Consider the following 25,034-nt stretch of genomic DNA (forward strand, 5'->3'; position numbering starts at 1 on the left):
TGTAATCGTAACTCGCTTCGAAGAATTTCACGAGTAAAACCTTTCATCAATTGCTTAAGTAAAGCCTAAGAAGCAACCGAAGGATTTTGATTTACAAGAGGGAGCGACTTCAAAGCGAGCGGATACCAGACTTAGCAAAAAGGGCGTAGCGGAGACGGGTTGGAAACAGGACGTTTCCAACTGGCCAGTAAGGCAAGGATGCCGATTTTGCCAGCGCCCCGTCGGAGAGAAGGACTTGAGCGTTAGTCTGGTACCGCGCAGCTTACAGAGTGACCGGTGTAAAGCAAAATCCTGGAGAATATGCTCTGATAACACCTTAAGCTCTACTTCGCTGCAGCAATTTTGGTGGCTTCAGTCTGAGCCTGTGTTAACGCGTCTTGTGGTGCTGTTCCTCCCCAGGCTTTCTGCCACGCTGTATCTTGTAAGGGCAGGAGTTTCCATTCCAAGGCGTCCCCAGTTAAAGGCCAGAGCTTATTCAAACTCTCCGCGACTTGAGGAGCGACTCCTTTTTGTCCCTCCGGTGTCTGATAATAAGCCACACTTGCCGGGAAATGTGATCCAGCCTGAGCAAAAACTCCTTCGACCTCAGGTTTAAGAAGTGCTTCTTCTACGCTCTTAATTAAGGGCTTAAGGGCATCCGTTGTTTTAATCGAAGAATTTGCGATTCCAAGGGTTGAACCCGCTAAGCCTTGTCCTTGTCCACCCAAAAGGTTCGACAACGGGATACTTCCCCAAGGAATATTCGCCTGAGTTAGGGCAGGAGCTTGACTTGCCGGCGCAATCATATAGACAGCCTCTTTATTTGTAAACAACGCCTGCGGATTTGGGTCAACCCGAAGAATCTTCGCATCGCGCCAGGCTTGAAGCTGCTGGAGAAATAATAAATTCGCCGGATCGTCTAAGGTAAGGCTTGCTCCGTTAACAAGCTTTCCGCCTTGACCGTTCCACCATAAACCGAGAAGATTACTATTAAGTGAAGGTATCGCCATCACCCCTTTAGTCTCGATCCAATAGGTTAAATTCGGCGGAGGCTGAACACCATCTGTACGGTAGTAAAGTAACGGAATATCAGTAAGCCAAGGCTGTGCATAAACTTTATCCCCATAACGATAAGGAGAAACTAACCCCGTAAATGCATCTCCTTGCGCATCCACAGCTGCTAGAGCCCCTTGAGCATAGAGTTTCGTCAGCGTTTGCTGAGATGCGATAAAGATTTCCGGGCCTTCACCACCCGCTTGGGCTTGATAGGTTAATCCCGCTAATTGTTCCTCTGGTATCGCCTTAGCCTGGAGTAAAACCTCAGGGTGCTGATCCATAATAAGTTGCAGTTGTTTGTTTAAATTATCCGCTTCAGCGCCCTGCAGTGTATACCAAATCTCAATCACTGCTGGAGCCGATCCACCAGGCAGCCCCTGCTGAGGAGCTCGGTTACAGCCCGTCATAAATCCAAGTCCAAAAATTAGTGTTATGATGGTCAGTCCAAATCTGATCTGCGAAGAAAGCCTGTTTTTCATCGTTTCGCTCCTTCGTTAATTACTCATGAATCGTGTTCAAGGGAAGTCATCGTATAAACTTCAGTCAGTCCCTTTTGATAGAAAAACAAAACCCATTTTTCTTTTGAAAAATACTCAACAGCTGTTGCGCGTGCCCATTGACGCCGATCCATCTGCTTTTTGGGGGGAATTTGAGTTTCCCAACGTTCATCCCCTTGGATTTGAGCCTTATAACTCAAATAATCCTCAATCCGTTCCCCTTCTGGAATTTGTAAAAATTCCGGAACCGATGCAGGACGTTCCCAATAGAAATAGTCATAACGCAAACGTTCCCTAAGCTTTTCTTTGAGGGAATAAACTCCTTCTTCGGCCTTTATTAAGCTCGCTTCGAGAAACTCCCACAACTTGTTAAAGAGCGCTTTACCTGACCAGCTTTGTCTAAACCATCCCTGGTCGTGCCAATACTCTGCCATTTCATGATAAAAATCAAACGGAGTAGGAAAGAGAAGCACTGCTTCGCGCAAGATCTCCCGAAACTTACCCGAATTATAATATCGGTCGAGAACCTCCTCTAATCGATGGAGTTTAAGAAGCTCTTCATGACTCAGCGTACGTGTCTGCAGAATGGTATAGGGAGGATCTGGGGAAAAAACCAGTCCATATTCCTGACTTTTCTCACGCAAACCTGACCCTTTCAAAACCTTAAGAAATCCGAGTTGCAGCATATCGGGTTGAACCTCATAGACATCATTAAAGGACAATCGAAAATGTTCCCAATCTTCTTCTGGTAAGCCTGCTATGAGGTCTAAATGCAGGGGTATCGTTCCTAAGCGTTGTATTTCTCGTATGTAACCTGACCAGTGATCAAAATGCTGGGTGCGTTCAATAATTTGCAGCGTTGGACGATAGGTTGATTGAACACCTACTTCGAATTGCACCAGCCCCGCAGGATATTCCTTAAGATAATTGCCCCATTCTTCATCTAAAAGTTCCCCTGCAATTTCGCAGTGAACTCGAATTCCTTCATCGGGCGGATAATTTTCAGCTTCTTCTCTCACAATGTTGAGAATTTGAAAAGCATGTTTTTTATTAACATTAAAGGTCCGATCGACAAATTTGATCGTTCGTGCGCCATAGTTAAGCAATCGCTTTAAAATCATTCGAAACGTCTCAGGGTCTATGTAACGAACTCCAGGTATAGTCGAAGAAAGACAATACTGGCAATTAAAAGGACACCCTCGTGTCGTTTCAACATAAACTAGACGTCCTTTAAAATCCTCTTCTTCTTGATAAGGAATCGTGTTTTCCGATAAAGGCAACAATGGGCGAGGGGGATTAACTCTAATCTTTATGCCTTCTGAAGTCCGTTTACGCCAAGCTAAACCCAGAACCTGTTCCAGATTCAGCTTATCACGCCACGTTCGAAGCAGCTCTATAAAAGTGACTTCTCCCTCTCCGTAAACAACCCCGTCCACCTCTGGATTTTCCTTCAGAAACTCACCTGCATCATACGAAACCTCTGGGCCTCCTAAGATAAAACAAGTGTCTGGACAAACAGGACGTAATCGTCGAATGACCGCTAAGGTCTCCGTAAGATTCCAAATATAACAGGAAAAGCCAACGACTTCTGCCTTGGCTTCATATATTTCTCCCGCAATTTTCTCGACACGTTCGTTAATCGTAAACTCACGGATTTCCGTTTCCGGGAACTCAGGACAAACGGTATCACGCAGGTAGCGTAGGGCTAGATTGGTATGCACGTATTTTGAGTTGAGACAGGCTAAAAGGATACGCAAAGAATCGACTCCTCTCCATATTCAGTATAGCCTGAACTCGGGCACATTGCAATTCTTATGCCAACTAACGTTTGAACCCTCCAGGGAAAAGAATCGGTGCTACCTTGGAACTCAAAATTCCGAAGGTATACCCCTCTTGCTTAAGATATTGGATGATTTGCGGTAAAGCCTCAACCGTAGTTATTTTACCTTGTGCATCATGCATGAGCATAATCACTCGATCTTTCCCTGGTACTTGTCTTTTTACATTCTGAACCAATTTATCTACCGGAACCAGAGGGGCAACAGCGTCGTCAATACTTACATTCCAGTCATAAACAAGATAGCCAGCAGCATCTACAGTGTTGTAGTAGCTTACCGAAAAGTGTCCTTGTGTACCACCGGGAGTCCGAATAATAGGAGGGCGGATTCCGACTAAATTATTAATCAAAGCTTCGTTCTTTTTAATGTTAACTAGGTATGATTGTGGGCTATTATAGATCTCTTCATACTTATGAGAATAGGTATGATTTCCAATCGCGTTTCCTTCTGCGAATTCCTGTTTTAAATAATCCGGATATTTCTGGATTTGCGTTCCGATTACAAAAAAAGTAGCATGAACCCCTTCGTCCTTAAGAATTTTCAAGATTTGGGGAGTATTGGGGGATGGGCCATCATCAAAAGTTAGATAAACAACCTTCGCCGGTTCGGTACTAAAGATCCGCGTACGCATAGCAAGGCCAGGTGCCATCGGCGGACTTCCTGCTAATTCGTAAAACGGTCGAAGCGGAGTTTGGGGAGGATCAGGCTGAGGCGGTGCCATGAAAATGGGTACATCTGAAACAAGTTCCTGCTGAGAGAGTGACTCTGTCGTATCTGAGTCACTCTGATTTTCTGATGGGGAATTTCCGTTCTCTTCTGTCCCCCCACTTTTCGATGATTGCCCAGCTAAATCGTTTTGACTGACTTGGGTTGTCTCCATCGATCCTTCTGAATGATAGGCTTGGGAAGAAGCAGAGGCTGTTCTACTGCATCCTGAAAGGCCAAAGGAAAAAACGATCATTAACAAAAACAAATAACGTATCACGAGATTTAACTCTCTTGGCTTACTTATGATTAACATTCTGTCTGCCCTTCTTTAGCTAATATCCTATTAAAATATTTCATTTATTCCTGTTTTACTCACTCGCTCGCTTGAGAACATATCTTTCGATGGCTTTGGCCACTCCGTCTTCTTGATTCGTTGATGTCACAACATTAGCCACCTCTTTCACCTCTTGACGCGCATTTCCCATGGCCACACCCATACCCGCATATTGAATCATTTCTAGGTCATTCAAGCTGTCACCTACAGCCAGAACCTCCTCTTGTTTAACCCCCAGGCGCTTCGCTAAGGAGGATAAAGCGACCCCCTTACTGACTTCAGAATGAATAAGTTCTAAAAAATTAGGTTTTGATTTAGTGGTTCGTATTTTTCCCTCATACTGGAGATTAAATTTGTCATCCCAACCTTTTAATATCTCAGGTTCTCCAAAAAGAAGAATTTTCTCAACGCCCTCTTTTTCAAGGGCCAAACGTTCCTGTAGATTCGTTTCTATAATAGGAACCCGAGTTGCGCGTTCATAGCTCCTGGACCACTCATTCATTTCTTCGACAAAAACCTGGTCTTTAAGATAAACCTGAAAATGAACCTCTTTTAGTAAAAGCCAATTGATAATATTCTGAGCCGTTTCAATCGGTATCACTTTTCGATAAAGTACTTTTTCACTTAGCGCTTCCTGAACCATTGCGCCATTATACGTAATCACAGGCACATCTAGCTCTAATTGTTGAGCATATGGGCGTACCGAAGCAGGCATTCTTCCTGTAGCAATCGTAACATAAACGCCTTTCCCCTGAGCCTGCCGAATCGCCTGAACTGTCCGTTCAGAAATCGTCCAATCTTCCCTAAGTAGGGTATCATCCATATCCATCGCTATTAAGCGAATATTTTCGTTCAATGGCAAACTACCATCTCCTTATATTTCTTATAATTCGACAGATCTAGAACTTTTCCTTTAAGTTTTAACAATCATAGAAGGCATGTGAATCGCTCACATGCCTTCTATGATTTAGTTTAAATAACGTTTTAAAAACTGCCCTGTATAAGACGATTCCTCTGCTACTACTTCTTCTGGAGTCCCCGCAATTAAAACTTCGCCCCCGCGATTTCCACCTTCTGGTCCGAGGTCAATCAAATAATCGGCCGTTTTAATCACATCAAGATTGTGTTCGATCACGAGTACCGTATCACCGGCGTCAACCAAACGATGAAGAACCTGAAGCAACGTATCGACATCGGCCATGTGTAGACCTGTCGTCGGTTCATCCAAAATATAAATCGTTTTCCCCGTACTGCGTCGGCTAAGTTCGGTTGCCAGCTTAATTCGCTGCGCCTCTCCACCCGAGAGGGTTGTTGCCGGCTGTCCGAGGCGAATGTAACCGAGACCCACGTCCTTTATGGTTTGCAACTTACGCGCGATTCGAGGGAGTGCTTGGAAGAATTCCACCGCTTCCTCTACCGTCATATCGAGAACTTCGGAAATACTTTTCCCCTTATAACGAACCTCAAGCGTTTCTCGATTATAACGCTTTCCATGACATACCTCACAGGGAACGTAGACATCGGGTAAAAAGTGCATTTCAATTTTAATAATCCCATCCCCGCGGCAAGCTTCACAGCGACCGCCTTTAACATTAAAGCTAAACCTTCCGCGAGCATAACCGCGCATCTTCGCCTCTGGGGTCTGGGAGAAAAGCTCGCGAATAAAGTCAAACACCCCTGTATAGGTCGCTGGATTTGAGCGTGGCGTCCGCCCAATGGGCGACTGATCAATATCAATGACTTTATCTAGGTACTCCAACCCTTCGATACTTTTATAAGCACCCGGTCTGAGTCTAGCCCTGTTGAGTTGCGAAGCCAAGGTTTTGTAGAGAATCTCATTAACTAGAGTACTTTTACCCGAACCTGAAACTCCGGTCACGCAAGTAAATAACCCTATCGGAATTTTGACCGTGATATTTTTCAAATTGTTTTCTTTAGCCCCTTTGACGACCAGCCATTTGCCGTTGGGCTTACGACGCTCCGTCGGAACCTGAATCTTTTTGTGACCGCTTAAATATTGACCGGTAAGAGAGTCCGGGTTCGCCTTAATCTCTTCTATCGTACCCTGAGCGACAACTTTCCCTCCGTGAGCCCCGGCACCCGGTCCAATATCAATAATATGATCTGCTGTTCGCATCGTATCCTCGTCATGCTCAACGACGATTAGAGTATTCCCCAAATCACGCAAATGCTCTAACGCCAAAAGCAACCGTTCATTGTCCCGCTGATGAAGCCCAATACTGGGTTCATCCAGAACATAGAGAACCCCCATCAAACTCGCCCCGATTTGCGTTGCCAAACGAATCCGCTGAGCTTCGCCACCCGATAGGGTCCCTGCCGCTCGACCGAGCGTAAGATAATCTAACCCCACATTAACTAAGAAGCCTAAGCGCTCGCGAATCTCCTTCAAAACTTGCTGGGCAATGATCTTTTCTTTTTCACTGAGTTCCAGATGGCGACTAAACTCTAAAGCTTCCGTAATCGGCATTCGGGTCACATCATCAATTGAGGCTTCTCCCACAGTGATCGCTAAAACTTCAGGCTTAAGACGTTTCCCATGACAAACCGGACAGGGGCGTTCACTCATATAACCTTCCATTTCTGTCCTGACATAGTCGGAAGACGACTCTTTATAGCGACGTTCAAAATAAGGAATGAGTCCTTCAAAGGGGGCATTAAAGATCTTGGGTTGATCAAAAATATTGTGATATCGGAATTGAATCGGTTGATCCGTCCCGTGCAAAAGTTCCTGCCATTGCTCGTCGTTTAACTGATCAATGGGAGTATCCATCGTAAAGCCAAGCGCTTTGGAAACGGCTTGGAGCATTTGCGGATAATAGTTGGATTGAGACTTTGCCCAAGGAGCAACCGCACCTTCATTTAAAGAAAGCTTTCGGTCCGGGAGGATCAAGTCGACATCAACTTCAAGGTTCGCCCCTAAACCGGTACAGGCTGGGCAAGCTCCATAGGGACTATTAAAAGAGAAAAGCCGTGGTGATATTTCCTCAATCGCAATCCCACACTCTGGGCACGCAAAATTCTCGCTAAAGAGAATCTCTTCCCCATCAATAATATGGACAATTACATTTCCTTCACCTAGTTTCAAAGCGGTTTCTAAAGAATCGGCTAAACGCATTTCACTATCCGGTTTGATTACAATTCGATCGATGACGACCTCAATCGAGTGCTTCTTGTTCTTCTCCAGTTTCAGTTCCTCGCTCAAATCATGGGTTTCCCCATCGACGCGGACTCGGACATAGCCTGATTTGCGCGCTTCTTCAAAAACCTTAATATGCTCCCCTTTTTTCCCTTTCATCAAGGGAGCCAAAATTTGCAATTTTGTTCGCACCGGAAAGGTCATGATCTGGTCTACCATTTGCTGAACGGTCTGTTGGCTAATTTCCCGGCCACAACGTGGACAATGGGGATGACCAACCCGAGCAAAAAGCAACCGCAAATAATCATATACTTCAGTGACCGTTCCCACCGTCGAACGTGGATTACGGCTCGTTGTTTTTTGATCGATAGAAATTGCTGGGGAAAGCCCCTCGATATAATCCACATCCGGCTTATCCACTTGTCCTAAAAATTGACGAGCATACGCGGATAAGGACTCAACATATCTTCTCTGCCCCTCCGCATAAATCGTATCAAATGCTAAAGAAGACTTTCCTGACCCAGATAAGCCAGTAACAACGACCAGTTTGTCCCGCGGAATATCTACGCTAATATTTTTTAGATTATTGGCACGAGCACCTCGTACCTTAATAAAATCCTGGGTCATATATCCTCCTTAAAATGCTTCCCTGTTTCACCTTATCACAACAAAACTCAAGTTAAGCGTATTTTACCGGTTAAATGTTTAACCTCTAATTTAAAAACCCGACAATTAGGTTCATCCGCTTCAAGATACTTTACGCCTTTCTCCATAAATTCACGAGAGTATTTTATTAAGAACGCAGTCAAAGCCTCGATCTTCTCTCCTTCATTGACTTCTGAAACCTTCCCAAAGGCAATGACGCTTTGAAATTTAACACTAAATCGATCAGGTAAAGTTTGAGCTTCACTCACCACGCAAAATGAAGCTTTGTTATTGATGGCCATATTATCTAACTTATGTCCTTCTCGCGCGCAGTGAAAATAGAGGGTTTGTAACTTTTCGTTGTAGACATAACTTAGAGGAACACCATAGGGATTTCCTTCTGCATCAACCGTTGATAGTGTTCCATATTCGGCTTTAAAAAGCGCTTCTTTTATCGCTCCATCTTCCATTTTGCGATCTTGCCTACGAAGTTCATGAAACATGACCATTCCTCACTCTCTTAGCCTTGCCCGTTTTACTGCCCGCTTTGCTCGCTTGAGTCCCGCGGTTCTCACGTTTCTTGCCCCGAGTCTGTATGGAATGCTTATACTTATTTTCTTCCCCTTTGAGTTCAATAATCGCATCCCGGATTTCTGCCGCCCGCTCAAAATCCATGTCCTTAGCAGCTAAGCGCATTTCTTGTTCCAGGCTTTTAAGAAGCGATTCCAATTCTTCAGGAGGAAGCTTACCTCCATATGCTGCTTTTTTCTCCGCGACCTTTGTTGCTTCCGGAACGTCATATATTTTCTTGCGAATCGTTTGCGGGGTAATCCCATGTTCTTCATTAAAAGCATGTTGAATCGTACGACGCCGATTTGTTTCGTCAATGGCTAATTTCATCGATTTCGTGATTTGGTCAGCGTACATAATGACCTTACCTTCTGAATTCCGAGCTGCCCGTCCAATCGTCTGGATCAAAGAACGTTCAGAACGTAAAAACCCTTCCTTGTCCGCATCCAAAATAGCCACTAAAGAGACTTCCGGTAAATCCAGACCCTCACGGAGGAGGTTAATTCCAACAACCACATCAATTTCCCCAAGTCGAAGTTCGCGAAGAATCTCAACCCTGTCAAGAGTGGTAATATCTGAGTGGAGATACTTAACCGCTAGGTTCAGATTTTTCATATAGTCGGTTAAGTCTTCCGACATTTTCTTAGTCAACGTTGTCACTAAAACTCGCTCATCACGGTCGATGCGCTGCTGAATCTCATTTAACAAATCATCGATCTGACCTTTCGAGGGGCGAACCGAGATTTCTGGATCAAGAAGTCCTGTCGGCCGAATGATCTGCTCGACAACTTCAGGACAATGCTCCTGTTCATAAGGTCCAGGAGTTGCACTGATATACAACCGTTGGGGAACCAAGTGTTCAAACTCATTAAACTTAAGCGGCCGGTTATCTAAGGCTGAAGGTAACCGAAAACCATAATCAATCAACGTTGTCTTACGAGAGCGGTCTCCTTCATACATACCTCGCACCTGAGGTAAGGTCACATGAGACTCGTCGATCATAAATAAAAAGTCCTTCGGGAAATAATGAATTAAAGTAAAAGGAGTTTCCCCTGGTTCTCGGAACGTAATATGGCGTGAGTAGTTCTCAATCCCGTTGCAGAAACCCATTTCACGGAGCATCTCAAGGTCATACCGAGTCCGTTGCTCCAAGCGTTGCGCTTCCAATAACTTATTTTCAGATTTTAAGAATTTAAGTCTTTCCTCAAGTTCTGCCTCAATATTTTCACAGGCCACCATCAATTTATCCCGCTCGGTAACATAGTGAGAATTCGGGAAAATGGAAACATGCTGACGTTCCCCGAGGATTTCTCCAGTTAAAACATTCACTTCATAAATATGCTCAATTTCATCGCCGAACATCTCCACACGAATCGCGCTTTCTGTGGACGCGGCAGGATAAATTTCGACGATATCGCCTCGCACTCGGAAGGTTCCGCGCTGAAATGCAATATCATTACGGTCATATTGGATAGAGATCAGTTTACGGAGTATATCATTACGATCGATTTCCTGTCCTTGCCGCAGTGACAAGATCAAATCATAATACTCATCCGGCGAGCCTAAGCCATAAATACAGGACACACTGGCGACTACGATAACATCCCGCCGTTCAAACAATGCAGCCGTCGCCGAGTGACGTAACTTTTCGATCTCATCATTAATCGAAGCGTCTTTTTCAATAAACGTATCACTCGAAGGAACATAGGCTTCAGGTTGATAATAATCGTAATAACTGACAAAATACTCAACGGCATTTTCCGGGAAAAATTCTTTAAACTCACTATAGAGTTGCGCGGCTAGCGTTTTATTATGAGCCAAAATAAGGGTTGGTCTCTGAACTTTTTCAATAATATTCGCCATCGTAAACGTCTTCCCGGAACCGGTTACCCCGAGTAGAGTTTGATGACGCTTTCCTTCTAATACCCCGGCGACCAGGGCTTCTATCGCCTGTGGCTGATCTCCGGCAGGTTGATAGGGAGCATGTAAGCGAAACTCCATGAACCTCTGATCTCCTTTCATTGGATTCATTCTAAATTAGATTATAACACTAATTCAAGGAAAACTTAAACGTACTTAAGAAACCTCGCATCATTTTCTTTTGGACAATGACACGAGGTTTACTTTTTGTAACTTAACTCTTTTTATCCTTAGAGCTATCTTTACTTTGCTGTCCCTGTTGTTCTTGCTTTCCTTGATCTTGTTGGCTCTTCTGTTGAGTTTCCTGTTGGATCATTTGGGGAGGAACGGTTCGATTCTGTTCACTTGAACTTTTTTCAGTCCCCAAAACCTTCCCTTGATCATCAAGGTACTCCCGCGTAATAGTTGTCTGCACCTTTTCCGTCACTTTAGTCGCACCTTGGGGAATATTCCCGCCTGTTCCAGTTCCCCCGCTTTGATTTTGTCCCTGCCCCGAGCTTCCCTTTTGGCCTTGACTGCTTGCTTGACTTCCTGAGTCTTTCTTGTCTTGACTCCCACTACTACTCGTAGAACCCTGCTTTTGTTGGTTCTGGCTTGATGTTTGCGCAGCCGTCTCAACCGCTTTGGCATAACTCTTCTGCACAACGGCTAAGTTCTCCGACGTGACTGATTTTACAGGGACGACTTTAGCCGGGACTTCTCCTTGCTCTCCTGTCACAGACTCACTGATATCCAACGTTTCTTTATTGACGATTCTTTGCGCCCACTGAAAAGCATTAACCCCTTGGATATATGGAGAGGTATCAACATCAGCCACTTGAGTACCGCCGGCCATTCGTTGTAAGGATTGTTGATTTGCCTGCCCCCCAACCAAGAGAACTTTTTTCTCCAACTGTTGGCTTTTTAACACCTCTGCTGCTTGAGCTGCCAGCTTTTCAGTTTGGGCAATCACCGCTGGAACCTTGTCCGGATTTTTTTGAAGTAAGTCCAGCAATCCCTGACGAGCTACAGCTTCTGACCCTGCTGGGCTCGCAATGACATGAACCGTTAATTTGGGATTCTTACTTAAGCTTTGCTTAATTACAGCTACGATTTCCTGAGAGGTACTATCGCTCGGATCCCCCTGCAACACAACAACCTGGCCCTCTGTTGCTTTGGTTAAAACGGGTTCTGCCATTAACTCTCCCGCTTTTTGGGGGTCAGGTAAAATGATTCCTGCAGGCTTAACACCAGCCGGTAATTCATTTAAAGCGACGACTGGGATTTTCTCTTCTTGAATGCTTTGCAGAAGTTCTGGGTTTCCGCCTTGATAAATGAGAACTTTTGCTCCTTTAAGTTGAGAAGCAGCGTCCTGGTTACTGCTCCCACCTGAGCTCTGTCCCTGACTGCTTTGACTCTTAGAGGAGGATATTACTTTGACCTCTATATTTTCCTTCTGAGCCATATCCTCAATGCCACGTTGAATTAAAGCTTTATTGGGATCCTGTTCATTTAAGGCTACTGCCATGACCATCTTCTGCTGACTTTGAGAAGTGCTTTGCGATTTTTGCTTTTTTCCAAGCAGGTCTTGTAGACTGCATCCCGTTATGGTTAAACTAAGACATAAAGGAAAAATAATCAGGAGTATTCTTTTCATGGGACACGCTCCTTCCCAGGCTCGAATCCTAACTTAGTTTTCCCCTGATTCTATGAAAAATGCGTATGAAAGGATGTCTTTAATGACTGGATTTTTAACAAGATTGTTGATCAACGCCCTAGCCTTTCTTATCACCCCATTTTTTATACCTGGTTTTTATCTTGAAGGTGTCTCAGCCGCAATCTTTGCCGCCTTGGTTTGGGGAATGATCAACACACTCATCCGACCCCTTTTCTCATTTTTTACATTTCCCTTGCAGATTTTATCGCTTGGCATTTTTACGTTAGTTATCAATGCTCTCATGCTCGTCCTAACCGCTACACTTGTGCCCGGATTTAGTATTCTCAGCTTTTCTTCGGCATTCTTTGGGGCCATCATTTTGAGTTTTGTAAGTATGGTTTTAACCCATTTATTTAAGTAAACTTTTAATATTTTTCCCTTTATTCTTTTTAATATCTATTCGCTATGAAATTTATGTCCAAATCCGGATTCCTCGGGGTATAAGCGAAAAATGCGCCGGGGTACATCCAGGCTGTTCTCCATCAACCTCAAGGAGCCCATCAGGATCTGACATAATCGTAATATTTCTCCCTCGATAAACAGAGACGCCAGGGACCTCAAGATGTTTACCTTGATAAATTTTGGGTAAATGTTGCAGAAGTTCTAGAGTGGTAAAGTCCCCCAGAGTGATGACATCAAAAAGTCCATCCGTAAAATCAGCGTTTGGAGCAATCATCATACCGCCGCCGAAAAAATGTCCATTGGCTATCATAATACTGTTGATCTGGTCGTTTACTACGTCTTTTCCATCAATAATACATTTCATGCGTTTGTTTTTATACGTTAAAATGCTCACTAGACTGCCTGCCATAAAGGATAACTTTCCACCGAAAAATTTGCTATGCCGGTTAACTCTCGCTACAGTCTCCCCACCTAAACCCACATCCGCGACATTGAGAAAATATCGGTGATGTTGAACCCCGAAAGAATCTTGATATTGAACGAGACCACAATCGATTGGGATAATTCGTTCGCGACGAAGGACATCAAGAAATGCTGCAAGTCCTCGTTCTTGATTTAGAGAACGAAGAAAGTCTCCTCCCGTTCCATGTGATAAAATTCCGAGACTTGCTTCTGCATTAATGGTTCGATTGTTTTCAAAGAAACCATTTACAACTTCGTTAAGTGTACCATCCCCACCGACAGATAGGATTTGAGAATAATCCTGTAAAGCTTGTCTCGTCAGTAAAGTGGCTTCTCCTGGATAAGTGGTTACGGCATAGTCTACGTTGATATTATTTTCTACTAGGGATTTATGGATTCTAGGCCACTCTTTCCTTGTTCGCCAGTTGGCAGATGCGGGATTTACGATAGCAAACCATGTCTTGTATTTCATGTTAATCTCCTTTATCTTTTCCAGTATAAAGGAAATTCTTAGAAAAATGAACAAGCACTGAGTGCTTAATCGCGCCCTGTGCTTGTTATATTCTTTGTTACTTAAGTCCTTCGAGATCTCTTAAGATCTGATTCAGCATTTCATCCCTTAGCTGATCCACTCGAGAGAAATCAATTTCATTCATATAAATGGATTTTAAACGTTCCCTTGCATTTTGAAACTGAACTAGGGCATTTTTGAGAGCACTACTAAAAGGACGATCAAGCCCTTGATCTTTTAATTCTTCGGGTCCACCCTGCCAAATCGCAAGATTTCTTTGGGGAAAAACAATACCGATGACCTTATCTGGGTAAAGAGGATGGAGTACCATATCTATAATCTGACCTAATTGCTCTGCTTCGCTAAGAATCCAATCCATCGCTTCTGAGGTTTCTTTTCCGTCCAAACGAATCTGATCAAAATCACTCAAATAATGAGGAGCAAGATTCAACCAACCTTCACAATCTAAACCATGGAGAAAAAAAGGAGTGACCTTACTTTTTTGAAGCTTGCGTAACGCGCCTTGCGCTTTACTCCAAGGCTCCTCCCTTCCTTCATTAAGATCTGAGGACGAATAGATGTTAAGTAACCAGGGGCGTTCCTGTTTTCCTTCAAAGGTAGGCGCCTTTGGCCGGATCTTTTCTCCAAATTCTTCAGCTAATCGGATTCCTATCTCTTTCTGAAGGCGTTTTTCTATATCTTCTAGCTCCAAAATCTGCAAACGATGCTGGTCAAGTTTACGTAGATCACATAGAGGCATGAAATCAACAAACTGCTCCACAATCCCAGGAGCACGCCACTTTAGGGGAGCCACTTCATAGAGGTCCAGCATGGCCAAATTACTCCGGCGAATACTAAAACCCGCCATTGAATCAGGATCTTGCGCAGAGCGCATGAAATCCACTTCATAACCCCGATCGAGTAGTTCCAGTCCAATCATTTTTATCATTGTCGATTTACCCGTTCCCGGACCGCCCATGAGGACATAAGTACGTTTCCATTCTGACATCATATCTGGCAAAAGCGATATGTAACCCCGACTCGTTACTCCTTCAGCGAAATAATGACGCACGCCCGGTTTTTGAACCATGTCCTTCCCCCCTGTTTGTTTTGCTCGTCGTAGTCTATGCAAACGGAAGGTGAAAGGTCACAGCTTTTGCATGAAAAATGCCGTCCTAAAACGTAGGACGGCATCATCGTTTTATTTTATTTTTTCTCGCAGGATCTGCACGGCTTGAGTTAATTGTGAATCATATTTTCTATCCGTCGGTGCAATAGTGGCTTCTTCACCTTTTTTTAACTCCACCTTAACATCAGGCTCGATTCCTTTTTTATGAATATCAATTTTATTCGGAGTTAAATATTTTGCAGTCGTCAGTTTAAGGCTTGTTCCCGTATCAAGTGGGAAAATGGTTTGAACAATCCCTTTACCAAAGGTCTTCACTCCGACAAGGGTTCCTGTTCCTCGGTCTTTAATCGCGCCCGCAACAATTTCTGATGCTGAAGCGCTTTCTTCATTGACAAGTACAACAAAGGGTTTTCCTAGAAAATTATCTTCAGCGGATTTTGTAAGCGTACGTCCTTCATTATCCACGATATATACCACTGGACCAGATTGCACAAAGCGACTGGCGACCCCAACTGCTGCATCGAGTTCACCGCCATGGTTGTACCGAAGATCTAACACAATTCCCTTGTATTTCGAAATATCCATTGTTTTTAATACACTAGCCAATTCATTTGCCGTATTCGTTGAGAATTGGGAAATGTCGATATAGGCAATGTCAGAATTACCGGGTAAGGCTTCTCCATCAACCGTGGGCACCGCAATCGCTTCCCGAGTTAAAGGTACTGACAACGTCTGTTTTGTGCTGTCACGATAGATCGTTAAATTAACTTTTGTACCGGGATCCCCACGCATCAACGCAACTGCTTTATCTTGTGGAATCGTTGTAGCGTCTTGATCATCAATCTTCGTAATAACATCACCCGGTTCAAGCCCGGCTTTAGCGGCTGGCGTATTTTTAATGGGACGCAAAACGACAAGTTTATCGGGATCTTTAAGGCTGATAATGATACCCACCCCGCCAAACTTCCCTTCAATCTGTTCCATTAACTGCGCATTTTCCTCAGCATCCATATAGACTGAATAAGGATCTCCCAATGAATCGACAATTCCACGTGTCGCTCCCTCAATGAGCTGATTACCGGAGGATTTTTCCAGATAGTCACTTTTTACAAGTTGTACTACACGAACCAATCTACCCATGTCCTGCAAATTCGCAACAACAAATCCAGCAACTGTTACGGTAAAGACAATACTCACAATACCTACGATCAACCCGACCTGCTTAAAAAAGTCTTTCCAATTTCTCTCTTGCAAAGTCATTAGCCCCTTCCCACCCTGCAACTCCTCAAAGTCATTAGCCCCTCTTGTCCCCATAGTTGAGACAAACCTTTGTGATATTATATGCTCATCCTATTGCACTCATACTTAATTAAAAAATTGCATGGGATCAGTAGGGTTCCCATTAACTCGAACTTCGAAATGCAAGTGGTTACCAGTACTCCAGCCTGTAGTACCTACATAGCCAATAACTTCTCCCGCTTTGACCTCATCTCCTACAGAAACTCCTAGTCGAGACTGGTGACCATAAAGCGAGGTATAGCCACCTCCATGATCGATAATTACAGCGTTACCGTAGGCTCCATACCAACCTGCCATGATAACCTTACCCGTTCCCGCAGCGAGGATCGCGGTTCCCCCTGGAGCGGGAAGATCTGTTCCCGTATGTAAACTTTTCTGGCCTGTCACAGGATGGATTCTCCAGCCGTAAGGACTGCTGACTTCATAATGCCCTGGCAGAGGATAAGTGCTTATTGTCCCTAACACTTTGCCCGATGAGGCCGCTGTTAATTGACGGATTTTCTGAGCCATCGCGGCAGAATCAGCCGCCAAGCGCACATTTTGTTCCGATAACTCATCTTGCGCTTTTTTATTCTGACTCAGGGCCTCTTGGTATTGTTGATTCTTCCCATCCAAATCCGCTTTCGCTTGCGCCGCCTGAGTTTGGAGTTGAGCCGCCTGATCACGGCGACCCTGCAATTCCTTCGTTTTCTGCTCAACAGCCACTTTCTCAGCTTGAATCTCCAACAAAATTTGTTGGTCATTTTCCACTAATTTTGTAAAATACTCGAGTCGGGTAATAAAATCCTCCAAGTCAGTCGATTGAAAAAGAACCTCCAAATAACTGAGTTGGCCTTCTTCATAAATTACCCGTACCCGTTTCTGTAAAACCACTCGACGATCGTCAAGCTCCTGCAGACGTTTCGCTAACTCCTTTTCAGAGAGACTAACATCCTTCTGGGCTTGATTATATGCCACTTGTTTTTTACTTAATTCTGTTTTGGCAGAGGTAATTTGCGTTGTTAGCGATTGAATTTGCGTTTTCAGCTTGTCCTCAGAATTGGTCAGTTGATTTAACTTTCCTGCGATTTGATTCTGCTCTTGTTCTAAATCTTTTTGTTGCTGAATCGCATCATTAAGTTCCCCCGCCTGGAGTGGGAGAACTATACTTCCGAGTAAAACGCCCGTTAATATAAGAGCTATTACTCCTCGTCTAGACATCTTTCCCCTCCTTTCTCATAACGTCCGCTGATTTATACTTTTAAAAATTTACGAAGCGAAATTACACTTCCGATTGCTCCTATTGCCATACCTATCAATAGGAGTAAGGACAGCACTTGGCCAATCAGATGATAATCTTGGACGACTGGCATAAACGTCAAATTAGAGCTGACATACCCTGCAAGCCATTGATAACCAAAACCAACAACAGGGATAGCCAACAATCCACCCATCATCCCAAGGAACATCCCTTCGATCAAAAAGGGCCCACGAATAAAACTATTGCTAGCCCCAACAAGCTTCATGATCTGAATCTCGCGGCGTCTTGAGAAAACATTCATCTTAATATTGAGAGAAATCAAAACTAAAGAAGCAACCGCAAAAGCGACAACAATACCAATCCCGATCCACCGTAACCAATGCGTAAAACTCAAAAGCTGTTCCATAATTCCTTGTCCATAACGGACTTTATCCACGCCCTTAAGCGCTTGAATCTGCTCTGCAATCGTTTTAACCTGTTGTGGGTCAGACACTTGCACCGTTAGTTTGTCAGGGAAAGGATTAGTCCCCCCTAAATCAGAAACTAACGTACTCGACTCCATGGATTGCGAAAATTCCTTTAAGGCCTGCTCTTTAGTCGTTAGGTCCACTGTAGTTACGCCGCTTAATCCTTTGACCTGGTTCTGTAATTCTTTAACTTCATCCAAATTCATCTTATCATTGGCAAATACGGCAATCTCGAGTTGAGATTCAAAATCCTTAGCCATGTTATTAGCATTAATCAAGAAGAAGACAGATGCCCCTAAAATCACAAGAGAAGCCATCACCGTGAAGACGGAAGCCAGACTTAGCCAGAAATTTCGACGTATGGATTTGAAAACAACTTGTAACATGTATTTTAGGGAGTTAATCGACATATCCGTATCCTCCCTGTTGATCATCTCGAGCGACTTTTCCATTTTCAATCGCTATGACCCGTTTCTGCATCTGATCGACTATATCGCGAGCATGAGTAGCCATAACGACAGTAGTACCCCGTTTATTAATGTTATAAAGCAAATCCATAATCCCCCATGCTGTCTCCGGATCAAGGTTACCTGTGGGCTCATCCGCGACGAGTAAGGCCGGATTATTCACGATAGCTCGCGCAACAGAAATCCGTTGTTGCTCTCCTCCTGAAAGCTCATTCGGAAAAACCTTTTCCTTAGAGGCTAAGCCCACAAGATCTAGGGCCTGCCTAGTTCTATCCCTTACTTCATTCTTCGACATCCCGATAACTTCTAAAGCAAAGGCCACATTTTCAAATACGGTTTTACTGGGTAATAGTCGAAAGTCCTGAAAAATAACCCCGATATTTCTTCGAAGTCGTGGAACGTCATGGTCCCTCATCCGCAGAAGGTTCTTCCCATTAATTATAACTTGCCCGCGGGTTGGAGTTTCCTCACGATAAAGCAAACGAATGAGTGTTGATTTTCCTGCACCACTTGGCCCGACTAAAAAGACGAATTCGCCATTTTCAATCGTTAGATTAATATCGACAAGGGCCCTGGCACCATTCGAATAAATCTTCGAAACATTTGTAAACTGGATCATTTTAGCCCTTTCCTCCCTCAATTAATGTGTCAGATCCCTTTTTTTCCCCTAACCTTATTTCAATTCGACACGAGGTAGTGATTTCCTGTAGGAAAAATAAAAAGCCCTTCATCTATTTTCACAGATTCAGGGCAAGATGACAAAGGATTTATTTACCAGAACGAAAGGAGTCCTGCAAGAATTAGGGTTTCATAAAATAACCCATAAATTTCGGCTATTTCCTCATTACTTTCTTTTTAGGACTTCATCAACTGCTTTAACAATGTCTGTCGGAGTTAGTCCATATTTCTCTAACAGCTCAAGGGGACGTCCGGATTGGCCGAAGCTATCTTTAAGCCCGACTCGAACCATGGGAGTAGGCGCGTTCTCAGCTAATACTTCGGCCACTGCACTCCCCAAGCCACCAATAATCGTGTGTTCTTCTGCTGTAACAACAGCGCCAGTAGCTTTAGCCATACGGGTGATTGTCTCTTCATCGAGCGGTTTAACGGAAGCTACATTGACAACTGCAGCCTGAACTCCGCGTCCTGCTAATTCTTCCGCTGCTTCTAATGCTGCAGCAACCATAACGCCATTCGCAAAAATAGTAACGTCAGAACCCTCACGAATAACGTTGGCCTTACCAATTTCAAACGTATAGTTTTCATCAAAGAGTATAGGAACATCAAGCCGTCCCATGCGGATATAAACAGGTCCCTTATATGCAGCTGCTGCGTCAATAGCTTGGCGTGTTTCTTCACCATCAGCAGGTACAAGAACTGTCATATTGGGAAGCGCGCGCATAATGGCCACATCTTCGATAGCTTGGTGAGAACCACCATCTTCACCCACGGTAACACCGGAATGAGTAGCCGCAATTTTAACATTAATTTTCGGGTAGGCAATTGAGTTGCGGATTTGTTCAAAAGCCCGTCCTGTTGCAAAGACAGCAAAGGTACTCGCAAAAGGAATCTTCCCGGCAGCAGCAAATCCAGCCGCTGTGCCCATCATATTCGCTTCTGCAATCCCCATATTGAAAAAGCGCTCTGGGTAATGCTTAGCAAAATCAGCAGTTTTTGTAGATTTTGATAAGTCCGCATCTAAAACCACGATGTTTGGGTTCTCGGCTCCTAAGGCGACTAAAGCCTTCCCATAAGCCTCCCGTGTTGATTGCTTAGCCAAGATGTGATGCCTCCTCTCTTAATTCAGCAAGCGCCTGTTCTGCTTGTTCTGCACTTGGAGCATTACCATGCCAGCCAACCTGGTTTTCCATGAAGGAAATCCCTTTACCTTTGATTGTCTTAGCTAATAAAAGAGTGGGTTTTCCCTTTGTCGCTTTTGCTTCCTCAAAAGCAGTGAATAACTGTTCAATATCATGACCGTCAACCTCGATCACATGCCAACCAAAGGCCTGCCATTTATCCAATAAAGGACTGGTCGACATCACCTGATCAGTGGTTCCATCAATCTGGAGTCCGTTGTAATCTAAGATGCCAGTGATGTTATCTAGTTTATAATGAGCTGCAGCCATCGCTGCCTCCCAAATTTGCCCTTCAGCCATCTCACCGTCACCCATCACTACGTAAACACGGTAATCTTTCTTATCCAGTTTCCCCGCCAAAGCCATACCATTGGCTGCGGATAAACCTTGACCCAAAGAACCTGTAGACATATCAACACCCGGTGTCTTTTTCATATCAGGATGCCCTTGAAGCATCCGTCCAGTTTGTCTTAAGCCTAAAAGCTCTTCCTTTGAGAAAAATCCTTTTTCAGCCAGAGCCGCATAAAGAACCGGTGCTGCATGGCCTTTTGATAGTACAAAGCGATCCCGATCTACCCAACTGGGGTCTTCGGGTTTAATCCGCATCTCGTGGAAATATAGCGTTGCCACGATGTCCGCAGCAGATAAGCTTCCTCCGGGATGACCTGATTTAGCTGGTAAAAGCTCAGTGATGATATCCTGACGAAGCTGGTTCGCCATGCGTTTCACTTCAAGAACTGACATGCTTAATCCCTCCTAATAACTGTTATTTCTCCTGTATTGGATTAAATTACTGAACTCATTATTCCCGAGGGATAATGAGTTCATCGTATCATCTATTAAGCTAATTCTTATTATTTTGCAGTTTTAGTGCTTTGCAAGTAGGCCGCAATGAATTCATCAATTTCGCCATCCATAACCGCAGCAACATTGGCAGTCTCCACATTGGTTCGATGGTCTTTAACCATATTATACGGATGGAACACATATGAACGAATTTGGCTACCCCAAGCGATTTCTTGTTGTTCCCCACGGATTTCAGAGATCTCATCTGCTTGTTGTTGGCGCTTAAGCTCTAACAGTTTGGCTTTAAGAACCCGCATCACATACGCACGGTTTTGAATTTGGGAGCGTTCACTCTGACACGCCACTACGATTCCTGTCGGTAAGTGAGTAATCCTCACTGCTGAGCTTGTTTTATTGATATGCTGACCACCCGCACCACTTGCTCGGTAAGTGTCAACTTTAAGCTCATCGGGATTGATCATGATTTCAGAATCATCCTCTTCCACTTCCGGTATAACATCTACTGAAGCAAAAGAGGTGTGCCTACGCCCAGCTGCATCAAAGGGCGAGATCCGTACGAGACGGTGAACCCCTTTCTCTGATTTGGCGTAACCATACGCATTCTCACCCGCGATTGAAATCGTAGCGCTCTTGATTCCAGCCTCATCGCCTGGAAGCAAGTCCATGGTTTCCACTTTATAGCCACGCCGTTCACCCCAGCGGACATACATCCGGTAGAGCATGGAAACCCAATCTTGGGCTTCTGTACCTCCTGCACCCGCGTGTAAAGTCAAAATAGTATTATTCTGATCATAAGGGTTACTGAGAAGGATCTCAAGTTCCAGTTTCTCAAAAATCCCCTGCAATTCCTTAACTTCTGTCTCAACTTCTGTCTCGAGAGAATTATCTTCCTCCTCCGTCGCCAGTTCGTAAAGCACAGTCAAGTCCTCAAACTTCGCATGAAGATCCTCATACATTTTAACTTTTGCTTGCTGAAAGCCGAGTTCTTGCATAACCTTCTGGGCAGAATCAGGATCGTCCCAAAAATCCGGGCGAGTCAAATCCAATTCTAAAATACTAATTTTATCCTTACGCTGAGCGACGTCAAAGAGAAACCCTCAAATCGGCTAAGCGCATTTCTAAACTTTCAAGCTCTCTTTTCCAGTCAGCTACTAACACTTATTTCATCCCTTTCAGTTGTATTGCGAGAGCATGTTCTGACAATGGCGCTTGCCTATCAAACTAGGGTTCAGTTTGATAACGGCTCGCTTAAAGTCTTCACCTGCTTCTCGCAATTCATTTAGTATTATTATAGTATTATTCTGTGGTCTTTACTCAGCTCCGTGGCAGTTCTTATACTTTTTCCCGCTTCCACAAGGGCAAAGGTCATTGCGTCCAATTTTAGGTCCCTCATTATGCACAGGGCGTGCTGGTTCCTCTTGATCCCGATTTGTATGGATGTGTTGAGGTTCTTCCGGAGCTTGCTCCCTCACCTGTGGTGCAACTCTCATCATATAGCGAACAATATCTTCCTCAATTGAATCAATCATGCCCTGGAACATATCATAAGCTTCATGTTTATACTCCACAAGAGGATTCTTTTGACCATAAGCACGCAGGCCAATTCCTTCACGCATCTGATCCATAGCATCTAAGTGATCCATCCATTTGCCGTCTACAACTTGTAGCATGACCGCACGTTCGATTTCGCGCATCAACTCAGAGCCAAAAGCATTCTCTCTCGCTTCATACAAAGCAATCGTTTTATCTAATAATAGCTCGACAACTTCTTCCTTGTTCATATTCACAACTTGATCAGCCGTAATATCGTGGTTGGGTAAGAAGTTAGTATCGATATACTCTACAAAGCTATCCAATTCCCATTCTTCCGGGTAGGAACTTTCTCTACTAAAGATATCAACCGTGTCATTAACGACCTTTTTGATATACTCCATAATATTTTCACGGAGATTTTCGCCCATCAGAACCATACGGCGTTGTGCATAAATGATTTCCCGTTGTTGATTCATGACATCATCATAGTCAAGTACATTTTTCCGAATCTCAAAGTTCCGGTTTTCAACGCGATGTTGGGCCGTTTCTATCGAACGGGTAATCATTTTCGACGTAATCGGAATGCTATCGTCCATGCCCAACTTATCCATAATCCCCATAATATTCTCGGCACCGAAAAGGCGCATCAAATCGTCCTCCAAAGAAATGAAGAACTGTGAAGAACCAGGATCTCCTTGCCGTCCGGCACGTCCCCGTAACTGATTATCAATCCGGCGCGATTCATGGCGTTCCGTACCGATGATATGCAAACCACCCAGTTCGGATACTCCCTCGCCCAAGATAATATCTGTCCCCCGGCCTGCCATATTCGTCGCAATGGTGACCATGTCACGCTGTCCAGCTCCAGCTACGATTTCAGCTTCTCTTTCATGATATTTAGCATTCAAGACTTGGTGCGGAACGCCTCGTCTCTCCAGCAAAGCGCTCAATCTTTCGGATTTATCAACAGAGACCGTACCAACTAGAATCGGTTGTCCCTTGGCATGACGCTCTACAATCTCATCGACAACAGCCTCAAACTTACCCTTTTCCGTTCGATAAACGACGTCGGGTATATCCTCACGTCGCGCGGGTTTATTCGTAGGTATGACGACAACATCAAGTTTATAAATTTTCTTAAATTCAGGTTCCTCAGTCAAGGCCGTACCTGTCATTCCGGCAAGTTTGTCATACATCCGGAAATAATTTTGGAAGGTAATCGTTGCTAACGTTTGCGATTCCTTCTCAATCTTCACGCCCTCTTTGGCTTCAATTGCCTGATGGAGCCCTTCACTATACCGCCGGCCGAACATCAAGCGTCCTGTAAATTCATCGACAATAATGACTTGTCCATCTTTTACAACATAATCACGATCCAGCTTGAAGAGAGCATGTGCTTTTAAGCCTTGATTCACATGATGCGTTAACTCGGTATGAACATCATCATACAGATTCTCAATACCGAGCATGGTTTCGACTCGGCTGACCCCTTTTTCTGTTAGGGTCACCACTTTGTCTTTTTCGTTCAAATTATAATCTTCTTCGGGTTTTAAACGAGGAATGATTTGAGCGACCCGATAATATAGCTCAGTAGGCTTATCCGCCTCACCCGAAATGATCAAAGGAGTCCGAGCTTCATCGATTAAAATTGAGTCTACTTCGTCCACAATTGAAAAATTCAAATCACGTTGTACCAGAGCTTCTGGACGTGTGACCATATTATCTCGTAAGTAGTCAAAACCAAATTCGTTATTCGTTCCGTATGTTATATCCGCAGCATAACTTTCGCGGCGTTCAGCATAATTTAAGCCATGCACAATCAGCCCTACAGATAACCCCAAAAATTGGTGAATCTGTCCCATCCATTCACTGTCACGACGAGCTAAATAGTCATTGACTGTAATAACATGAACTCCTCTGCCTGTCAAAGCATTAAGGTAAGAGGGTAGAGTCGCCACGAGGGTTTTCCCTTCCCCTGTACGCATCTCAGCAATACGGCCATCATGCAAAACCATACCGCCGACTAATTGCACATCATAATGCCGTTGCCCGATGACCCTGCGTGAAGCTTCACGAACGACAGCAAAGGCCTCCGGTAAAAGATCGTCAAGGCTTTCTCCATTTTCTAACCTTTGTTTAAATTCATCAGTCTTTCCTCGCAAATCTTCATCACTTAAAGCCTGTATCTCCGGTTCGAGCGCGTTAATGACCTGTACGCGTTTCTGGTACTTTTTCACTTCTCGCGCATTGTCATCTAGAAAGTTTTTTAAAAACCCCATTAACAGATCCACCTTTCAAATGTCCCAGCGTATCATCTCATTTTAGCATTACCCCACTTTAGGTGCAACTCTGATCGTATAAACAGCCGGAAAAATTTGGTTTAAGCATTTCAAATAAGGAACAGATAAAAGAGGCCGTACAAAACAGGCCTCTTTTCAGAGAATATTCATATTCAGAT

19 protein-coding genes are annotated in these 25,034 nt (G+C 44.1%); 1 reads left to right on the forward strand and 18 read right to left on the reverse strand.

The genetic code is table 11. The features are described from left to right. Positions 1-323: 323 nt before the first annotated feature. The 8 genes from DESME_RS14595 to DESME_RS14630 all read right to left on the reverse strand — a co-directional run bounded on the left by DESME_RS14595 (position 324) and on the right by DESME_RS14630 (position 12,340). Positions 324-1,514, reverse strand: a complete 1,191-nt coding sequence (locus DESME_RS14595) for a type 2 periplasmic-binding domain-containing protein (RefSeq protein ID WP_006716895.1) — start codon at positions 1,512-1,514, stop codon at positions 324-326. Between the two features lie 23 nt (positions 1,515-1,537). Then, positions 1,538-3,289: a B12-binding domain-containing radical SAM protein gene (locus DESME_RS14600; RefSeq protein WP_006716894.1), complete on the reverse strand. Its 1,752-nt coding sequence runs from the start codon at positions 3,287-3,289 to the stop codon at positions 1,538-1,540. A gap of 64 nt (positions 3,290-3,353) precedes the next feature. Beyond that, positions 3,354-4,391 carry a polysaccharide deacetylase family protein gene (locus DESME_RS14605; protein WP_006716892.1) on the reverse strand — a complete coding sequence of 346 codons (1,038 nt, stop codon included), beginning with the start codon at positions 4,389-4,391 and terminating at the stop codon, positions 3,354-3,356. Between the two features lie 55 nt (positions 4,392-4,446). Then, on the reverse strand, positions 4,447-5,274 hold the full coding sequence (locus DESME_RS14610) for a Cof-type HAD-IIB family hydrolase (RefSeq protein WP_006716889.1): 828 nt from the start codon (positions 5,272-5,274) through the stop codon (positions 4,447-4,449). Between the two features lie 105 nt (positions 5,275-5,379). Then, the gene (gene uvrA / locus DESME_RS14615) at positions 5,380-8,196 is read right to left on the reverse strand and encodes an excinuclease ABC subunit UvrA (protein ID WP_006716886.1); all 2,817 of its coding nucleotides are present in this window, start codon (positions 8,194-8,196) and stop codon (positions 5,380-5,382) included. 47 nt (positions 8,197-8,243) lie between these two features. Continuing rightward, complete coding sequence (locus tag DESME_RS14620) at positions 8,244-8,717, reverse strand: pyridoxamine 5'-phosphate oxidase family protein (RefSeq protein ID WP_006716885.1); 474 nt, start codon at positions 8,715-8,717, stop codon at positions 8,244-8,246. Continuing rightward, a complete protein-coding gene (gene uvrB, locus DESME_RS14625) occupies positions 8,707-10,785 on the reverse strand; it encodes an excinuclease ABC subunit UvrB (protein WP_006716883.1) in 2,079 nt (692 codons plus the stop codon). Before uvrB ends, DESME_RS14620 begins: the two co-directional genes overlap by 11 nt. Positions 10,786-10,918: 133 nt before the next feature. Next, the gene (locus tag DESME_RS14630; protein WP_006716882.1) at positions 10,919-12,340 is read right to left on the reverse strand and encodes a sugar ABC transporter substrate-binding protein; all 1,422 of its coding nucleotides are present in this window, start codon (positions 12,338-12,340) and stop codon (positions 10,919-10,921) included. A gap of 82 nt (positions 12,341-12,422) precedes the next feature. Here DESME_RS14630 and DESME_RS14635 point away from each other — a divergent pair, with 82 nt between their 5' ends. Then, positions 12,423-12,761 carry a phage holin family protein gene (locus tag DESME_RS14635; protein WP_006716880.1) on the forward strand — a complete coding sequence of 113 codons (339 nt, stop codon included), beginning with the start codon at positions 12,423-12,425 and terminating at the stop codon, positions 12,759-12,761. Between the two features lie 51 nt (positions 12,762-12,812). On the opposite strand, the gene DESME_RS14640 is transcribed toward DESME_RS14635, so the two are convergent. From DESME_RS14640 to secA, 10 genes are all read right to left on the reverse strand, one after another. Then, positions 12,813-13,736: a diacylglycerol/lipid kinase family protein gene (locus tag DESME_RS14640; RefSeq protein ID WP_006716878.1), complete on the reverse strand. Its 924-nt coding sequence runs from the start codon at positions 13,734-13,736 to the stop codon at positions 12,813-12,815. Between the two features lie 97 nt (positions 13,737-13,833). Continuing rightward, a complete protein-coding gene (locus tag DESME_RS14645) occupies positions 13,834-14,865 on the reverse strand; it encodes a hypothetical protein (RefSeq protein WP_006716875.1) in 1,032 nt (343 codons plus the stop codon). Between the two features lie 111 nt (positions 14,866-14,976). Then, positions 14,977-16,164: a S41 family peptidase gene (locus tag DESME_RS14650; protein ID WP_025248844.1), complete on the reverse strand. Its 1,188-nt coding sequence runs from the start codon at positions 16,162-16,164 to the stop codon at positions 14,977-14,979. Positions 16,165-16,269: 105 nt separating this feature from the next. After that, positions 16,270-17,403 carry a murein hydrolase activator EnvC family protein gene (locus DESME_RS14655; RefSeq protein ID WP_006716872.1) on the reverse strand — a complete coding sequence of 378 codons (1,134 nt, stop codon included), beginning with the start codon at positions 17,401-17,403 and terminating at the stop codon, positions 16,270-16,272. 32 nt (positions 17,404-17,435) lie between these two features. Beyond that, positions 17,436-18,320: a permease-like cell division protein FtsX gene (ftsX, locus tag DESME_RS14660; RefSeq protein ID WP_006716870.1), complete on the reverse strand. Its 885-nt coding sequence runs from the start codon at positions 18,318-18,320 to the stop codon at positions 17,436-17,438. Further along, positions 18,310-18,996, reverse strand: coding sequence for a cell division ATP-binding protein FtsE (gene ftsE / locus DESME_RS14665; protein ID WP_006716868.1), 687 nt, complete (start codon positions 18,994-18,996; stop codon positions 18,310-18,312). The genes ftsX and ftsE overlap by 11 nt, the downstream gene beginning before the upstream one ends. A 225-nt stretch (positions 18,997-19,221) precedes the next feature. Beyond that, positions 19,222-20,157 (reverse strand): transketolase family protein, encoded by a 936-nt coding sequence (locus DESME_RS14670; RefSeq protein WP_006716866.1) that lies wholly within the window; start codon positions 20,155-20,157, stop codon positions 19,222-19,224. After that, entirely contained in the window at positions 20,150-20,980 is an 831-nt protein-coding gene (locus tag DESME_RS14675) for a transketolase (protein WP_006716864.1), read from the reverse strand. The genes DESME_RS14670 and DESME_RS14675 overlap by 8 nt, the downstream gene beginning before the upstream one ends. A gap of 110 nt (positions 20,981-21,090) precedes the next feature. Next, a protein-coding gene (gene prfB / locus DESME_RS14680; RefSeq protein ID WP_156922820.1) for a peptide chain release factor 2 occupies positions 21,091-22,159 on the reverse strand; the annotation gives its coding sequence in 2 pieces (ribosomal slippage) (positions 21,091-22,128 and positions 22,130-22,159; 1,068 coding nt in all). Positions 22,160-22,353: 194 nt separating this feature from the next. Next, positions 22,354-24,855 (reverse strand): preprotein translocase subunit SecA, encoded by a 2,502-nt coding sequence (gene secA / locus DESME_RS14685; protein ID WP_006716859.1) that lies wholly within the window; start codon positions 24,853-24,855, stop codon positions 22,354-22,356. Positions 24,856-25,034 lie beyond the last annotated feature (179 nt).

The sequence above is a fragment of the Desulfitobacterium metallireducens DSM 15288 genome, assembly GCF_000231405.2.
GTDB classification, from domain to species: Bacteria; Bacillota; Desulfitobacteriia; order Desulfitobacteriales; family Desulfitobacteriaceae; genus Desulfitobacterium_A; species Desulfitobacterium_A metallireducens.

What these genes read in the sequence shown, in the direction of transcription:
- DESME_RS14630 (WP_006716882.1), bottom strand. Translation starts at nt 12,340, where the DNA reads ATGAAAAGAATACTCCTGATTATTTTTCCTTTATGTCTTAGTTTAACC.
- DESME_RS14595 (WP_006716895.1), bottom strand. Translation starts at nt 1,514, where the DNA reads ATGAAAAACAGGCTTTCTTCGCAGATCAGATTTGGACTGACCATCATA.
- ftsE (WP_006716868.1), bottom strand. Translation starts at nt 18,996, where the DNA reads ATGATCCAGTTTACAAATGTTTCGAAGATTTATTCGAATGGTGCCAGG.
- DESME_RS14650 (WP_025248844.1), bottom strand. Translation starts at nt 16,164, where the DNA reads ATGACTTTGCAAGAGAGAAATTGGAAAGACTTTTTTAAGCAGGTCGGG.
- DESME_RS14620 (WP_006716885.1), bottom strand. Translation starts at nt 8,717, where the DNA reads ATGTTTCATGAACTTCGTAGGCAAGATCGCAAAATGGAAGATGGAGCG.
- DESME_RS14605 (WP_006716892.1), bottom strand. Translation starts at nt 4,391, where the DNA reads ATGTTAATCATAAGTAAGCCAAGAGAGTTAAATCTCGTGATACGTTAT.
- DESME_RS14645 (WP_006716875.1), bottom strand. Translation starts at nt 14,865, where the DNA reads ATGGTTCAAAAACCGGGCGTGCGTCATTATTTCGCTGAAGGAGTAACG.
- uvrB (WP_006716883.1), bottom strand. Translation starts at nt 10,785, where the DNA reads ATGGAGTTTCGCTTACATGCTCCCTATCAACCTGCCGGAGATCAGCCA.
- secA (WP_006716859.1), bottom strand. Translation starts at nt 24,855, where the DNA reads ATGGGGTTTTTAAAAAACTTTCTAGATGACAATGCGCGAGAAGTGAAA.
- DESME_RS14640 (WP_006716878.1), bottom strand. Translation starts at nt 13,736, where the DNA reads ATGAAATACAAGACATGGTTTGCTATCGTAAATCCCGCATCTGCCAAC.
- DESME_RS14675 (WP_006716864.1), bottom strand. Translation starts at nt 20,980, where the DNA reads ATGTCAGTTCTTGAAGTGAAACGCATGGCGAACCAGCTTCGTCAGGAT.
- uvrA (WP_006716886.1), bottom strand. Translation starts at nt 8,196, where the DNA reads ATGACCCAGGATTTTATTAAGGTACGAGGTGCTCGTGCCAATAATCTA.
- DESME_RS14655 (WP_006716872.1), bottom strand. Translation starts at nt 17,403, where the DNA reads ATGTCTAGACGAGGAGTAATAGCTCTTATATTAACGGGCGTTTTACTC.
- DESME_RS14635 (WP_006716880.1), top strand. Translation starts at nt 12,423, where the DNA reads ATGACTGGATTTTTAACAAGATTGTTGATCAACGCCCTAGCCTTTCTT.
- ftsX (WP_006716870.1), bottom strand. Translation starts at nt 18,320, where the DNA reads ATGTCGATTAACTCCCTAAAATACATGTTACAAGTTGTTTTCAAATCC.